This is a genomic window from Planococcus glaciei, assembly GCF_900099655.1.
Taxonomy (GTDB): domain Bacteria; phylum Bacillota; class Bacilli; order Bacillales_A; family Planococcaceae; genus Planococcus; species Planococcus glaciei.
In genome coordinates, this window is the sequence record NZ_FNDC01000002.1 from 117830 (window position 1) to 131471 (window position 13642).

The 13642-nt window shown below is 47.4% G+C and carries 15 protein-coding genes; 9 read left to right on the top strand and 6 right to left on the bottom strand.

Annotated elements, in window-relative coordinates; all coding sequences use genetic code 11:
• Positions 1–19 precede the first annotated feature (19 nt).
• From BLQ32_RS03920 to BLQ32_RS03935, 4 genes are all read left to right on the top strand, one after another.
• The gene (locus BLQ32_RS03920) at positions 20–1027 is read left to right on the top strand and encodes an LLM class flavin-dependent oxidoreductase (protein WP_074509353.1); all 1008 of its coding nucleotides are present in this window, start codon (positions 20–22) and stop codon (positions 1025–1027) included.
• Between the two features lie 18 nt (positions 1028–1045).
• The gene (locus BLQ32_RS03925) at positions 1046–1687 is read left to right on the top strand and encodes an NAD(P)-dependent oxidoreductase (protein ID WP_036810704.1); all 642 of its coding nucleotides are present in this window, start codon (positions 1046–1048) and stop codon (positions 1685–1687) included.
• Between the two features lie 155 nt (positions 1688–1842).
• A complete protein-coding gene (locus BLQ32_RS03930; protein ID WP_074509354.1) occupies positions 1843–2112 on the top strand; it encodes a hypothetical protein in 270 nt (89 codons plus the stop codon).
• A gap of 85 nt (positions 2113–2197) precedes the next feature.
• On the top strand, positions 2198–3484 hold the full coding sequence (locus BLQ32_RS03935; RefSeq protein ID WP_074509202.1) for a purine/pyrimidine permease: 1287 nt from the start codon (positions 2198–2200) through the stop codon (positions 3482–3484).
• A gap of 32 nt (positions 3485–3516) precedes the next feature.
• On the opposite strand, the gene pepF is transcribed toward BLQ32_RS03935, so the two are convergent.
• Positions 3517–5334 (bottom strand): oligoendopeptidase F, encoded by a 1818-nt coding sequence (pepF, locus tag BLQ32_RS03940; RefSeq protein WP_074509203.1) that lies wholly within the window; start codon positions 5332–5334, stop codon positions 3517–3519.
• 709 nt (positions 5335–6043) lie between these two features.
• On the opposite strand from pepF, the gene BLQ32_RS03945 reads away from it, so the two are divergent.
• The 4 genes from BLQ32_RS03945 to BLQ32_RS03960 all read left to right on the top strand — a co-directional run bounded on the left by BLQ32_RS03945 (position 6044) and on the right by BLQ32_RS03960 (position 9019).
• Complete coding sequence (locus tag BLQ32_RS03945; protein ID WP_036810696.1) at positions 6044–6523, top strand: PaaI family thioesterase; 480 nt, start codon at positions 6044–6046, stop codon at positions 6521–6523.
• A 182-nt stretch (positions 6524–6705) separates the two neighbouring features.
• The gene (locus tag BLQ32_RS03950) at positions 6706–7764 is read left to right on the top strand and encodes an LLM class flavin-dependent oxidoreductase (protein ID WP_074509204.1); all 1059 of its coding nucleotides are present in this window, start codon (positions 6706–6708) and stop codon (positions 7762–7764) included.
• A gap of 11 nt (positions 7765–7775) precedes the next feature.
• Positions 7776–8726, top strand: coding sequence for an ATP-grasp domain-containing protein (locus BLQ32_RS03955; RefSeq protein WP_074509205.1), 951 nt, complete (start codon positions 7776–7778; stop codon positions 8724–8726).
• Between the two features lie 104 nt (positions 8727–8830).
• A complete protein-coding gene (locus BLQ32_RS03960; RefSeq protein WP_074509206.1) occupies positions 8831–9019 on the top strand; it encodes a hypothetical protein in 189 nt (62 codons plus the stop codon).
• A gap of 19 nt (positions 9020–9038) precedes the next feature.
• Here BLQ32_RS03960 and BLQ32_RS03965 read toward each other — a convergent pair whose 3' ends face one another.
• The gene (locus BLQ32_RS03965) at positions 9039–9338 is read right to left on the bottom strand and encodes a hypothetical protein (RefSeq protein WP_036810683.1); all 300 of its coding nucleotides are present in this window, start codon (positions 9336–9338) and stop codon (positions 9039–9041) included.
• A 133-nt stretch (positions 9339–9471) separates the two neighbouring features.
• Between BLQ32_RS03965 and BLQ32_RS03970 the strand changes: the two genes are divergently transcribed.
• Positions 9472–10152 (top strand): hypothetical protein, encoded by a 681-nt coding sequence (locus BLQ32_RS03970; protein WP_036810679.1) that lies wholly within the window; start codon positions 9472–9474, stop codon positions 10150–10152.
• Between the two features lie 551 nt (positions 10153–10703).
• Here BLQ32_RS03970 and BLQ32_RS03975 read toward each other — a convergent pair.
• The 4 genes from BLQ32_RS03975 to BLQ32_RS03990 form a co-directional block, all read right to left on the bottom strand.
• Entirely contained in the window at positions 10704–11408 is a 705-nt protein-coding gene (locus tag BLQ32_RS03975; protein ID WP_074509207.1) for a hypothetical protein, read from the bottom strand.
• 53 nt (positions 11409–11461) lie between these two features.
• Entirely contained in the window at positions 11462–12727 is a 1266-nt protein-coding gene (locus BLQ32_RS03980; RefSeq protein ID WP_036810677.1) for an erythromycin esterase family protein, read from the bottom strand.
• Between the two features lie 115 nt (positions 12728–12842).
• Positions 12843–13112 (bottom strand): GNAT family N-acetyltransferase, encoded by a 270-nt coding sequence (locus BLQ32_RS03985; RefSeq protein ID WP_053165967.1) that lies wholly within the window; start codon positions 13110–13112, stop codon positions 12843–12845.
• A gap of 320 nt (positions 13113–13432) precedes the next feature.
• The gene (locus BLQ32_RS03990) at positions 13433–13633 is read right to left on the bottom strand and encodes a cold-shock protein (protein WP_036810671.1); all 201 of its coding nucleotides are present in this window, start codon (positions 13631–13633) and stop codon (positions 13433–13435) included.
• Positions 13634–13642 lie beyond the last annotated feature (9 nt).

The window sequence follows — 13642 nt, forward strand, 5'->3', positions numbered from 1 at the left end:
ATTGAAAGGAAGTTATTTGATGAACCAGCATATAAAAACATTGCCTGTATCCGTTTTGGATTTGGTTGCCATTTCCGAGGGACAAACAGCAAAAGACGCACTTGATGATATGGTCAGCCTGGCCCAGCATGTAGAGAAACTCGGGTATCGCCGTTTTTGGTTATCGGAGCACCACAATTCGCCGACACTTGCAAGTTCTGCGACATCTATTTTGATTTCCAAAGTGCTGGACCATACAGAATCGATCCAAGTAGGTTCGGGAGGCGTCATGTTGCCGAACCACACACCGCTTGTCGTGGCGGAACAATTCGGGACATTGGAAACGATGCATCCGGGACGCGTCAATCTCGGCCTTGGCCGTGCGCCAGGCACTGATATGCAAACCGCGCATGCGCTGCGCAGAACGACGCAGGAAACGGCTTATGTGTTTCCGCAAGATGTAGTGGAACTGCAAAACTACTTAAAGCCGATTGAACATCAGGGCATGGTCCATGCCTATCCGGGAGTCGGAACTGAAGTGCCGATTTTTATTCTCGGGTCGAGCACATCCAGCGCCCAGCTCGCAGCCCGTTTGGGGCTGCCTTATGCGTTTGCAGCCCATTTTGCGCCGCAGCAGCTGAAGCAGGCGATTCAGATATACCGCAGCCAGTTCCAGCCATCTGAATACTTGGCCGAACCGTACGTCATTGTTTGCGTGAATGTAGTAGCGGCAGAAACAAACGAAGAAGCGGAAAGACTGGCGACTTCCAGCCAGATGTTTTATTTGAATGTGGTGAGAGGCACGAAAAATCTGCTTCAGCCACCGGTTGATACGATGGACGGCAAATGGAGTTTGTATGAAGAAAACGTGGCACGCAGCATGTCACAGTATACATTTATGGGAGACCGGGCAACCGTCAGCGGCCAGCTGCGCTCGTTCGTTGATGAAGTGCCGATTGACGAATTGATGGCAGTTTCTTATATTTACGATCAGGAAAAGAGAAAGCGTTCATTTGAGATACTGAAGGAATCTGTAGACCAACTATAAAAAATGGAGGCGGTCAGGATGAAAATTGGGATTATCGGTGCCACGGGAAAAGCGGGAAGCTTGATTTTGAAAGAGGCAGTTTCAAGAGGGCATGACATAACAGCCATTGTCAGAGACGCGGCGAAAATGGAAGATGCGTCCGTGCAGGTTTTGGAAAAAGACGTTTTCAGTTTGACAGCTGAAGATCTAAAAGCGTTCGATGTGGTCGTGAATGCTTTTGGTGTGCCTCCGGAAAAAGCGGAGCAGCACGTAGAAGCGGGAAGAATACTGATACAGGCGCTGAAAGGGGCTCCGGACACCCGGTTGATTGTCGTGGGAGGCGCAGGCAGTCTGTTTGTCGACGAAGCGAGAACCACCCGGTTGATTGAAACACCGGAATTTCCGGATGCGTTTAAAGCCATTGCATCGAACCAGGGGCAAAACCTGGCAGACCTTGAAGCAGCAGAAGGCATCAGCTGGACGTTTATGAGCCCGGCAGCATTTTTCGACGCAGACGGCAAACGGACGGGCCAGTATCAAATCGGTGAAGACAGCATCACCGTCAACAAAAAAGGCAAAAGCTACATCAGCTATCCGGATTATGCCATCGCTTTAGTGGATGAAATTGAAAATCCGCGGCATATCAATAAACGTTTTACCGTTGTATCGGAAAGCCGTTAACTTTTCAGCTTTTCTGAACCGGACGGTAACCGCGAATAGATGTACGCGAATTGCCAACAGTTCGCCACGAAATGTTCACGTTCCTTTCTAAAGTGGAATTTGCTTTCCTGTATAATGAAGGGAAACTTCAACATATAAAGGCGGGAAACAAAGCAATGGAATTTTTATATTTTCCTGAAGATAAATCAGAATACATTCCAGGGATTATCTCGGTAGTGATCATTTTCATTTTGTCGATTCTGATTGTATGGCTTTTGGTAAGAGCTTCCAGAAAACAAGTGAAACAATTGGAAGAGCAAGGTTATCCGGTTGTTTACCATAAAAATAGCGAAACTGGCAGCAGCCAGGAAGACAAAATTCAAATTCCAGCGGAACAAAAAGAGACCGCCCAGGAAAAAGATTTTGAGCGCGACAAGAAGTCCTGAATTCTTCAGGGCTTCTTTTTTTATATCCGGAAAAAGGGGTATACTGGACAGATAAAACAGCCTTCAGGAATTGGAGCAATGGAACATGAAAAATATATTTGGAGGAATTCAATGGGCGGTGTTTCTTTTGGCGTCGTCCATTGCAGCCCCGATTGCCATTGCCAATGTGTTTGGCATGGACAGCGGCGACACGGCGTTATTTGTCCAGCGGACGATTTTCGTGCTGGGCCTTGCCTGTCTCATCCAAGCATGGCTTGGGCACCGGATGCCGATCAACGAAGGGCCAGCCGGCTTGTGGTGGGGAATCTTCATCGTCTATGCCGGGCTGATCGGCGTTATGTATCCCACGATGGAAGCATCCTTGCAGGCGCTGCAAAGCGGCCTTCTTTACAGCGGGCTGCTGTTCTTCGTTTTTGCCTATACCGGAGTAGTTGGGAAAATGAAAGCTTTATTCACTCCGACGATTACGTTTGTCTACTTGCTGCTTCTCGTCCTGCAATTAAGCGAATCGATCATCGGCGGCTTGCTCGGCATTGTGGAAGAGGGCCAGCCGGTGGATTTGGTGGTTTTGCTGGGGGGCATTGTGGTGGTGAGCATCACCTTTTTCCTGATGGGCCACAAAACCGCTTGGGTCAACCGCTATTCAGTCCTGCTAGCGATTGCAGCGGGCTGGCTGATTTTCGCATTGCTGAATAAAACAGAACACATTACCTTCAATCCGGATGTCATTGTGGCCTTGCCGGAAATGTTGGTGTTCGGACCGCTTGTCTGGGACAGTGGCATGTTCGTAACGGCGCTTTTCCTGACTATCCTGCTCATTGCGAATATGATGGCATCGATCCGGGTGATGGAAATGGTATTGAAAAACACGTTCTCCATTGAACGGGAAGACCGGGTCAAGCAGGCTTCTGTAGCCTCAGGCATCAACCATGTGCTGGCGGGCCTGTTCTCCGCCATCGGGCCAGTACCGATTTCCGGCGCAGCCGGGTTCGTCAGCGCTACGCGTAATCCTTCCATCAAACCTTTCATCATGGGCGGCTTGCTTGTTACGTTTATCAGCCTGTTCCCGAACTTGATGGCTGTGCTTGCAGCCTTGCCGGCACCGGTAGCCTACGCGGTGATATTTGCCATCTTCACGAAAATGGTGGAAATGGCGTTCAATGAGCTGGCGCAGGAAAAAGACAGCGAACAGGCTTATAAAGTCTCGGCATTCGGCTTGATGATCGGCGTAGGCTTTATGTTCCTGCCGCCGGAAAGCGTAGCGGAACTGCCGGCAGTAGTCGCTGCCACGTTCTCGAACGGGCTGATTACCGGAACACTGGCAGCGATTGCCATCGAACAGTATCTGCTGTGGAGAAAAAGATCCAATTAAAAGGGAGGAGCACATGAGTGCTCCTCCTTTTATTATTTCGCTACTTCTTCAATTTCTTCTGTCAACGCAACCAGCTCATCGATCAATTCGCCGATATAAGCGATGGTATCGCGCAACGGTTTTTCGGTAGTAATGTCGACTCCGGCCATTTGGGCAAGTTCGACCGGTGTTTTGGTGCCGCCGGCTTTTAATACTTCAAGCCATTCGTCGACCGCCGGCTGCCCTTCGTTCAAAATGCGTTTGGACACTTGCGTCGAAATGGTTAACCCTGCACTGTACGTATACGGATACAAGCCCATGTAGTAATGAGGCTGGCGCATCCATGTCAGTTCGGCGCCTGGCGTGATTTCCACGGCATCTCCCCAGAACTCTTCCAGCACGCCGCGTTTGATGCCATTCAAGACGCCTGCGTTGACGCTTTGCCCGGCATCGATGCGTTCGTACACTTTGCGCTGATAAGCTGCTTCAAGCAAGTGCGTCACAAAGTTGTGGTAATACGTTCTGGCCACGATGGAAGAAATGACCCAGCGCTTGAATTTCGGATCATCTGAATTTTTGAGCAGATGGTTCGCCACCAGCATTTCGTTCATTGTAGAAGGTGCTTCGATAAAATAAAGCGACGGGCGCGCGTTGAACAGGTTTTGTTCGCGGTTCGCGTTATAGAAATGGCCGGCATGGCCAAGTTCGTGCGCCAAAACGAACACTTCATTCATGCGGCCGGTCCACGAAATCAGGATATAGGGATGGTTGCCGTAGGGGCTTGAACAAAATGTCCCGGTCGACTTGCCGATGTTTTGGGCAAAGTCGATCCAGCGTTCCGAATACGAGCGTTCCACCATTTCCAGGTAATCATCGCCCATGATGCCAAGCGCTTCATTAATATACTTCTTGGATTCTTCTACCGTGATTTCCGGTTCGTAGGAAGGGTCCAGCGAGATTTTTAAATCCGCAAACGTCATTTTGTCTAGGCCATGCGCTTTTTGAAGCAATTTCGCGTATTTTTGCATATGCGGGGCCAATTCTGTCATGATCAAGTCAATTTGGCGGTTGTACAACGAACGGTCCACTTCCTGGTTGAACAATAAATAATCAAAGATGGTATCGTAGCCGCGCAAGTCGGATGTGGTTTTTTCCGTTTGCAGCTGCATGTCGTATGTTTTCGCTGTCGTGTGCTGGTATTCTTTCAACTTACTCGAAAAGGCGGTGAACGCGGTGCGGCGAAGTTCCGCATCCGGCTCTGCTTCCCAATCGCCTTCAAACGATACGTAGCTGAGCGGGTAGCTTTTGCCGTTCACTTCAAAGTCGTCAAAAGCCATATCGACCATTTTGGTGGTATTGTACAAACCGTAAGGCGCGCTGAATGTAGAAGAATAGGCGGCCAGCGTCTTTTCCACTTCCGGATGCAGTTGGTGAGGCTTTCTCCGAATCAGTTCTTTTAAGTAAACTTCAAATTCCCCCGATTGTTCCATGGCAGATTTCAGTGTTTCTTCGGGCAATGCCAAAAGTTCGCTTGTAACAAATGACAATTGGCTGCTCATTTTTGCAGAAACAGAGCCGAATTTGCTTGAACGCATTTGGGCTTCGTCGTCTGTCTGGTCTGTGCTTAACGACAAACTCGCGTATGTACTGATGGGAACCAATTTTTCCAATAGCTCCAAATATAAAGTCAGCACTTCGGCCACTGAAGCGGCATCCTGGATATTCCCTTTGAATTGCTTCTGGAATCCGGCCACTTCTTGCTGCAGGCTGTCCAATGCTGCATTAAATTCTTTATCAGATGCAAACAGGCTATTCAAATTCCATGTTTCTTCTGCAGGAACCTCTGAACGCCGTGGCAAACTTTTTACCATATGATCTCTCCTCTTTATTACGGATGTCGAACTAAACTTAAGTATAAAGGGAAGCATATAAAAAGTAAAAAAATAATTGATTTATTTTAAAAATTCGAAAAAAGAGGTTTAAGAAAGAAAAGCGCGTGGTACATATAAAGTACAAGGCGGAATAACGTAGGGAAACGCGTATAAACGAAGTAAGTTTATGAACGCATCCAGACGATGACTTGCACAGCCTTGGCGGAAAATTTTGCTTTACTGGCGATAGTTACTCTTGTCAGAGACCGAAAGTACCAGTGGTTTCTCTCCAAAAGAAGTGCATCAAATCAGTAAAAGAAGTTAAGTTTTTTGTGGAAGTGCATCTAAACGTTTAACTGCAAAACATTTTATTCGCTGAGAAGTATATGCGAACCAAAAGCCTTAATGGCAAAAAGCAGTTAGCGCAACAAACTGCATTGGCGAGGGTTACAATTTCGTCAGAGCACGAACAAGTTAGTTGTAGAAGTAATTGAATAAAAAAATTTTCCGCGTGCAAAACCTCTCTACGGTTTATTGAGAGGGCAGAAAAAGGAAAAGCATGATCTGATGAAAAGGATCATGCTTTTTCCTTTGTTTTTTTGGTTTCTATAAGTCAGAATAATTTATTTATTTTTGAATCCTTGTGATAAACTAGTAAAAAGATTTGATGCTCTGCCAACTAAACCATACATAGAAAAGGGGAACTGACATGAACGAGACGATTATGAATGCCATACAGGATGATTACCCTGAAGAATTTGCCTGGTGCTACGGATGCGGACGCTTAAACAAAGAAGGCCATCATTTCCGCACAAAATGGAACGGGGAAGAAACGGTTACTTTATACAAGCCGGACCCTTCACATAAAGCGATTCCGGGTTTTGTCTACGGCGGATTGATTGCTTCGCTGATCGACTGCCACGGAACCGGTTCAGCATCGCTCGCCCTGCACCGGAAAAATGGTTTTGAACCCGGAAGCGGGGAAGAGCCGCCGCGTTTTGTCACAGCGTCTCTCCATGTGGACTTTGTGAAACCGACACCCGAGGGAATCGTTTTGAAAGCGGTTGGGCATGTGGAAGAAATCCACCCGAAGAAATTTAAAGTGAAAGTGGAAGTATTTGCGGATGACTCGATCTGTGCCACTGGAGAAGTAACGGCCGTGGTTATGCCGCAATCGTTCGGAAAATAAGCTATAAAACATAAGAAGAATCTCCTCATAATTACGCACACTTCATCCTGGTAGTGTGCTAAAATTTTATAACCTAGTTTACTGGTAAGAATACATAGCTTTATAGTATAATCAAGGAGTTCTTTGAAAGTAATTGAAAGTTTTCACGATTGAGATTTCATAAGTAAAGGGAGCGAATGAGGATGAAATATGGGTTTTGGTTGCCGATTTTCGGCGGATGGCTACGCAATGTAGAAGATGAGAAGATGCCGGCAACATTTGATTATGCCAAACAAGTCGTACAGTCAGCTGAAAAATGGGGCTACGATACCACCTTGATCGCTGAACTGAACTTGAACGATATAAAAGGGATGGAAGCTGATTCACTCGAAGCTTGGTCTACAGCGGCTGCGTTGGCGGCTGTTACGGAGAAAATCGAGATTATGACAGCGATTCGCCCGGCTTTCCACAATCCGGCTGTCACGGCGAAAATGGCTGCCAATATTGACCAGATTTCAAATGGCCGTTTTACGCTGAATGTCGTATCGGCTTGGTGGGCGGAAGAAGCACGCCAGTACGGCGGGGAATTCACCGAGCACGATGAGCGGTATGACCGCACAGACGAATTTTTGCAGGTCGTCAAAGGCATGTGGTCCGAAAAAGAATTTTCATTTAAAGGAAAGTACTACGATATCCAAAATGCACGCTTGGAACCGAAGCCGGTTCAATCACCCAATCCGATTCTTTACGCTGGCGGAGAAAGCCCGCGCGGCAAAAAGTCGATTGTGGAATCGTGCGATGCGTATGTAATGCACGGCGGAACAGTAGAAGAAATCAAAGCAAAAATCGAAGACATGAAAAGATTGCGCGCAGTAGCCGGAAAAGCGCCGCTGCAATCGTTCGGCATGGCCGCTTATGTGGTTTGCCGTGACACTGAGGAAGAAGTAAAAGCGGAATATGCCCGCATCGTCGATATGAAAGACGCCAGCGGCTATGTCGGCTACAACGATTTTGTCTCAAAATCACAATTGGAGCAGCAAGTGAAGCTGGAGGATTATTCCGTATCGAACCGCGGCCTGCGCCCGAATTTGATCGGCACGCCGGAACAGATTGCTGACCGTATTCTGGCTTACGAAGAAGCGGGACTGGATTTATTGCTGCTGCAATTTTCACCGCAGCTGGAAGAAATGGAGCGCTTTTCAAAACAGGTAATGCCGTTAGTGGAAGAGAAACGGCGAGCTTTGGAAACATTGTCTAACTAGGAGGAACCCACATGACTGAAAAAATATATGTAATTCACGAAAACGAAGAATGGACTACGCATCTTTTTAAACGCCTGGATGAATTGGAATTGCCATACGAAGACTGGTTTATCAACGAAGGATTGGTTGATTTGACTGAAGCGCCGCCGGAAGGCGTATTTTACAGCCGGATGAGTGCGTCTTCCCATACCAGAGGCCACCGATATGCGCCGGAATTGACGGAGTCCTTGCTTGCATGGCTTGAGCACCATGGCCGGAAGGTTTTTAACGGCAGCCGCGCCTTGCGTTTGGAAGTCAGCAAAGTCAATCAGTATATGGCATTGAACGCTGCAGGCATCCAGACGCCGAAAACGATTGCTGCCAACGGCAAAGAGCAAATCGTGAAAGCTGCGGAAAAACTGGGTGAGTCTTCTTTCATCATTAAACACAACCGTGCCGGCAAAGGGCTTGGCGTGCAATTGTTCCATTCGATGGAAGCGTTGCATGAATACTTGAACGGCGGCGGTTTTGAACCGTCGATTGATGGAATCACCTTGGTACAGCAATACATCCAGGCGCCGGAACCGTTTATCACACGCTGTGAATTTGTCGGCGGCAAATTTGTCTATGCCGTACAAGTAGATACATCAGAAGGCTTCGAACTTTGCCCGGCAGATGCATGCCGCATCGATGATTTGTTCTGTCCGGTCGGCGAACAGGCGGAAGAAAAACCGAAATTCCAAGTAGTGGAAGGATTCGATGATCCGATTCTTGCAAAATACGAAGAATTCCTTCGCCAAAACGGGATTGCAGTTGCGGGAATCGAGTTTATCCGCAATGCAGAAGGCGATATTTTCACATACGATGTCAACACAAATACCAATTACAATGCAGATGCCGAAGCTGCCCATGGCACATACGGCATGCTGGAACTTGCCACCTTCCTCGGCAACGAGCTGAAAGGCGCAAAAGTTACTGCATAAAACACGGGCATCGCTGAAATCAGCGATGCTTTTTTTGGTTTAAGGCGAATGGGTTAAGGGGAAAATTAAGTAGTGGGATTCGATCTAGAAAGGAATGGGTGATTATGGAGAAAGAACGCAACGAGGAAGAGCTAATCGAAGCGGAAGAGCTGGAAGAAGCAGCAGCGGAGCCGGCGGAAGACGATTCGCGTTTTGATAAGATTTACAGCAAGGTGGCTTCAAACCGCTATGAAAATCTGCGGACAAGCTATATTGAAAACAAAGCGAAAGAACTTCGGAAAAGAAAAAAGTAAAGGTCGGGTGCCGGTGCACTCAATCTTTACTTTTTTCTGCTTCTTCCGCTACTACAAAAGCCAAGTCATCGTTTCCGAAAATCTGTAACACTTCCAGCATAGTTGCGGTGCCGACTTCAATTTCTGCCGGATCGGTTTTCGTTTCTTCCACCACGTTCAACAGCGCCTCATTTGTTGGCTGATGCGGATAAGCACGTGTATAAAGTGCAACAGGGTCAAGGTCGTGGTTGAGGCACCAATGCACAAAGAGCCGAATCATCGTATCTTCATCCTGCTGGTATTTCTTGATGATGTATTCATCGCGGTTTTCAAATTCCATAAGGCACATCCTTTCACAGATTCTTTGTCCGTTATACCATATCTGGCGAGACAATTCGAGTGGATGCATGGACTTATGCGGTTTTTTCCTCTAGAATGAAGCCGAGAGATATGATAGCATCGGAGGGTAAAAAATGAAATTACTTCAAGTGAGAAAGGGACAACTCGTCTATTTTAATAACGAGTTACATAAAGTCTACTCCGTGAAGCCGTTAGCAAAAAAATCCGTCTTGATGTTCCGGTTGAAAGACATGGAACAGGTAGCGAGCAAAGCGGAGCAGGTATCATACTACAAACCGAAACACCTGGATTCGTTCCTGTTCCTGGGCGCGCGTTATACGCTTCGGGACGACATTCCGGCAGAGCCGGGCGGCTATATTTTCATCACGAAACCGGATCCGGATTATATGGATCATTATTCGCTGAATGAATTTGAAAAAGTCGAATCGGTTGAAGGAAAAGACGTGGTAACCACACGCCAAAACACAGTGAAGTTCAGAGAATTCTTTGTGATGGTACCGGGTGAAGAACCTGGCAGCAACGATATCACCTATTTCGATAAAGCCAAGGTGGCACCGGAACAATTGGACGAAGACGCTCTGCTGGAAGAAAAGCTGAGAGAAGAAAATGCCATCAAACCTTCTATCGGAGATGTTTACTTGAACTTGGATAATGGTGCAACGGCAATGGTCGTCGCTATTGAGCAGGATATTGTCACTATGGGAACAGGCGATAAATTGACTTTCCATGCCTTATACAAATCCGACAGCTGGAATTACTTGTATTCCATTAACAGTACGGACAGTGATCTGTAAGCAAGAAGACTTAAAAAGGATGACGATGTATAAAACCAACCGGGCCGGCCACTTCGCTTTCCGTGGGCTTAGCTTCAGCCTCCTCGCCGCTTTGAAAACCCGCTGCTCCTGCATCGCTGCGCTAGCTTCGTCGCAAAGACATGGCCTCACTAACTTCGGCCAATGTCTTGCCTGCGGGGTCTTCAGCTTTCGCTGTCCCACAGGAGTCTCCGTGGTCGGACCGGTTGGCGGCGTCTCTCTTTGATTCGATTGTGAACGTGAATCGGATTGTAGCCTAAATAGATATTCCAAAGAGGAAAAGCGATACCTTTGGATAGCCTTCACTTCTAGGATCCGAAGTGAAGGCCGGCGACTCCAGCGGGATAGCGAAGTGCCGAAATCCACTCGGGACGTTAGTTCCGAGTTAGTTCGGCGCGAGCCCGCGGAACGCGTCCGGCTGAAACGGAGGATCCGGTATTTTCCTCTAATCGGATATTTATTCAGCTATCGTGTGTAAAATTTCTTTTGTCTACAAGTTCAAAAGGATGGCCCTTGGGCCATCCTTTTTGCTTTTATTCGGGTTCAACGATATGGAATTCCGTCAGCATCGCATAGAAGCGGGCACCGTGTCCTTCGGCTGCTTCGAGGAAATAGCGTTCAGTGATGACGAAACTTCCGGATTGGCCGTTGCTGATGACGTAGGCATGGACAACGGGATCATTCCCTTGCTGACCGCCATTTGCAATGCCATGAAGCTGGTAACCTTGTACCGGTTTCGCCACTTGCTCGACTTCCTGCAAATCCGGGAATTCCGCTTTCAATTCGGCTTCGAATTCCTCCACTAAAACTTCCGGTGCGGTATCCGGTACATGTTCAATCGTCATGGACACTTCCGGGAAATTCTCGGGAAGCTCTTCTTTAGTGGTGATGGCATCCGGTTTATCGCCTTCGCCGCTCACCATTTTGTATCGCTCTTCGTCGATGTAGATGATGTAATCGCAATCTTTGCCCTTATTCAAATGCATCAATACTTTTTCTTCTGTGCCTTCAATTTGGACAACGACTTCTTTTTCTTCTTCAAAATTTTCCTTAAATGGTGCTTTTTCCTCTTTTTCCTTTTCTCCGGCTTCGACTTTGTTGCCTTCGGCTGAAAGGGCCTCTTCGGGTTGCGTACTTTCTTTCGACGGGTTGTTCCACATGTCGCTTTGAAAACTGAATAGCATGAGCAGAATGGCTGCTGCAGCAAACAAGAAAAGAAGCAGGGCTTTTTTCATCATGGCCGGTGACTCCTTCCTTTTATTCTTTCGTTGCTAAATCTCCCGGTTCTCATTCATAGAATCGAACTTTTTACTTCCAGCGGAACCAAGGCTTTGGTCCGGTCAATAAATACAAAGGCGTCGTAGCGGCTGGCGATGCGAGAAGGGACGTAATTGCCATGCGCTTCGTGTTCGGGGTTGTAGACGACCCCGATTGCCCGGTGCCCGGTCCAGCGGTCGAAGGAGGTAAAGTTGCCGGAATCGAACAGCAGGTATTTATCATGGGGTCCGGTGCGGTGCAAAATTTCTTCCCACGAATTAACGCGGGCAGGAGGAACCGCCATCACTTCATACGGAACACCCCAGGCTTGAGAAGCGATAACAGTGCCTTCATAGGTGCCGAATCCGACAGCGAAAACATCTTCCGGCCGGTTTTGCTCACGCAGAACCTGTCCGACATTCAGCATGCCGTCGTTTCGCATATCGGTCGCCCTCGCATCTCCGATATGGGTATTGTGCTCCCAGATGATGATTTTGGCGTCCTGTCCATGGTAGTCACGGACTTCGTTGATCGCTTCGACCATGTGTTCATCCCGGATGTTCCAGGAGATTTCGCCGCTTTTCACCATGGCCCGGTAGTAATCTTCCGCATTTTTCGTAACCAGCGCATTGATTTCCAAGTTCAGTCCGCATTCTTGCTCGTCCCGGTAGTGCTCTTCGTTTGCACGAATGGAGGCCAGCAGTTTTGACACTTCGTCCACGCAAACGGTGGAGAAGTTCGCTGAGGAAATGGCGTAGCCTTCCGGTTCCCGGTTGAACGGCTCAAAGCAGGAAAAAGCTTTTTTCGCGAGTTCCAGGTCGGCTCCGGCCGGATTGGTATGGGCCAGGTAATGGACAACTTCGTCCATGGATTCCCACAAGCTGTAAATATCAATGCCATAAAATCCGGTTTTTGTCTCGCTTTTTTCATTATGCAGTTTCAGCCAATCGATAAACGCCGCAATTTCTTCGTTGGCCCACATCCAGGTCGGCCAACGGGTAAAAGCTTGCAGCACCTCACGCGCCGTCTTTCCGCCATGCCCGTAGCCTTTAATGAAACGATTGACTTGCTGGGAAGATGGCCAGTCACCTTCTACTGCAATGAGTGTAAAGCCTTTTTCCCGAATCAGGCGTTTGGATAATTCTGCACGGATGGTATAAAACTCGGAAGTTCCATGGCTCGCTTCCCCAAGCATGACAATCTTGGCGTCGCCAATTGCTTCAATAATCGGCGCTAAGTCTGCGGGAGAATCAAATGGTTGGGCGTGTATGCTGACCGCTTCTTCAAGTGATTGTTCCACGTGGAAAACTCCTTTCCAACTCGCTTGTTACTCCTACTGTTCCCGCATCTGCACATCTAAAACAAGAGCTGGAAAAAGGCAGATAAAAAACACCTGCTAAAAAGCAGGTGCTGAATTATTTTGCCAAGACATCTTGAAATTCCGGTGTTTTTTCAATAACAGAGTGGGCAAATGGGCATTGCGGATCAATGGTTTTGCCTTCATTGCGTGCATATTGCACGACTTGCTCGACCAGTTTTTTTCCCATACCTTGTCCTTCCAGCTGGGGCGAAACTTCGGTGTGGTCCACCGTCAACACATCACCATTTGGCATATACGAAATAAATCCAAGTTCCTCTGAATCTTTCACGACGACGAATCGATTATTGTCTTGTTTGATATCCATTCAGCTGCCTCCTTTGGTTTGCTTTCCTTTCAGTATTCCCGGTTTAGCGTAAGTTATTCAAGTAATTGGGTTTGTTTGGAAAAAGAATTGAATTTTCAGTCTGAAAAGATCATACTGGGGGCATAAAGCCGGTGAGGAGTAATTTCAAGCCAAGAGTATAAGGAGGGAAGCTTTATGGAGAGCATGATTCACACCGAACACTTGTCAAAGCATTACAAACTCTCATTCCATATGATAAAAGCAGTTCACAGAAGTAGTTAACCCCAAATTTAAGCACATAAAAAAAGACCCTACACATGTAGGGTCTTTTTTAGCTACTATTAAGCTTTTTGAACGTTAGTAGCTTGTAGGCCACGTTGTCCTTGTTCAATTTCAAACGTTACATTTTGACCTTCGTCTAAAGATTTGAAACCTTCGCTTTGGATTGCTGAGAAATGTACGAATACGTCATCTCCTGCTTCACGCTCGATAAATCCAAAACCTTTTTCTGCATTAAACCACTTAACTGTACCTTGTTCCATAATTGTTGC

What these genes read in the sequence shown, in the direction of transcription:
- BLQ32_RS03970 (WP_036810679.1), top strand. Translation starts at nt 9,472, where the DNA reads ATGAAATTACTTCAAGTGAGAAAGGGACAACTCGTCTATTTTAATAAC.
- BLQ32_RS03945 (WP_036810696.1), top strand. Translation starts at nt 6,044, where the DNA reads ATGAACGAGACGATTATGAATGCCATACAGGATGATTACCCTGAAGAA.
- BLQ32_RS03955 (WP_074509205.1), top strand. Translation starts at nt 7,776, where the DNA reads ATGACTGAAAAAATATATGTAATTCACGAAAACGAAGAATGGACTACG.
- BLQ32_RS03920 (WP_074509353.1), top strand. Translation starts at nt 20, where the DNA reads ATGAACCAGCATATAAAAACATTGCCTGTATCCGTTTTGGATTTGGTT.
- BLQ32_RS03935 (WP_074509202.1), top strand. Translation starts at nt 2,198, where the DNA reads ATGAAAAATATATTTGGAGGAATTCAATGGGCGGTGTTTCTTTTGGCG.
- BLQ32_RS03950 (WP_074509204.1), top strand. Translation starts at nt 6,706, where the DNA reads ATGAAATATGGGTTTTGGTTGCCGATTTTCGGCGGATGGCTACGCAAT.
- BLQ32_RS03960 (WP_074509206.1), top strand. Translation starts at nt 8,831, where the DNA reads ATGGAGAAAGAACGCAACGAGGAAGAGCTAATCGAAGCGGAAGAGCTG.
- pepF (WP_074509203.1), bottom strand. Translation starts at nt 5,334, where the DNA reads ATGGTAAAAAGTTTGCCACGGCGTTCAGAGGTTCCTGCAGAAGAAACA.
- BLQ32_RS03985 (WP_053165967.1), bottom strand. Translation starts at nt 13,112, where the DNA reads ATGGATATCAAACAAGACAATAATCGATTCGTCGTCGTGAAAGATTCA.
- BLQ32_RS03965 (WP_036810683.1), bottom strand. Translation starts at nt 9,338, where the DNA reads ATGGAATTTGAAAACCGCGATGAATACATCATCAAGAAATACCAGCAG.
- BLQ32_RS03925 (WP_036810704.1), top strand. Translation starts at nt 1,046, where the DNA reads ATGAAAATTGGGATTATCGGTGCCACGGGAAAAGCGGGAAGCTTGATT.
- BLQ32_RS03930 (WP_074509354.1), top strand. Translation starts at nt 1,843, where the DNA reads ATGGAATTTTTATATTTTCCTGAAGATAAATCAGAATACATTCCAGGG.
- BLQ32_RS03975 (WP_074509207.1), bottom strand. Translation starts at nt 11,408, where the DNA reads ATGATGAAAAAAGCCCTGCTTCTTTTCTTGTTTGCTGCAGCAGCCATT.
- BLQ32_RS03990 (WP_036810671.1), bottom strand. Translation starts at nt 13,633, where the DNA reads ATGGAACAAGGTACAGTTAAGTGGTTTAATGCAGAAAAAGGTTTTGGA.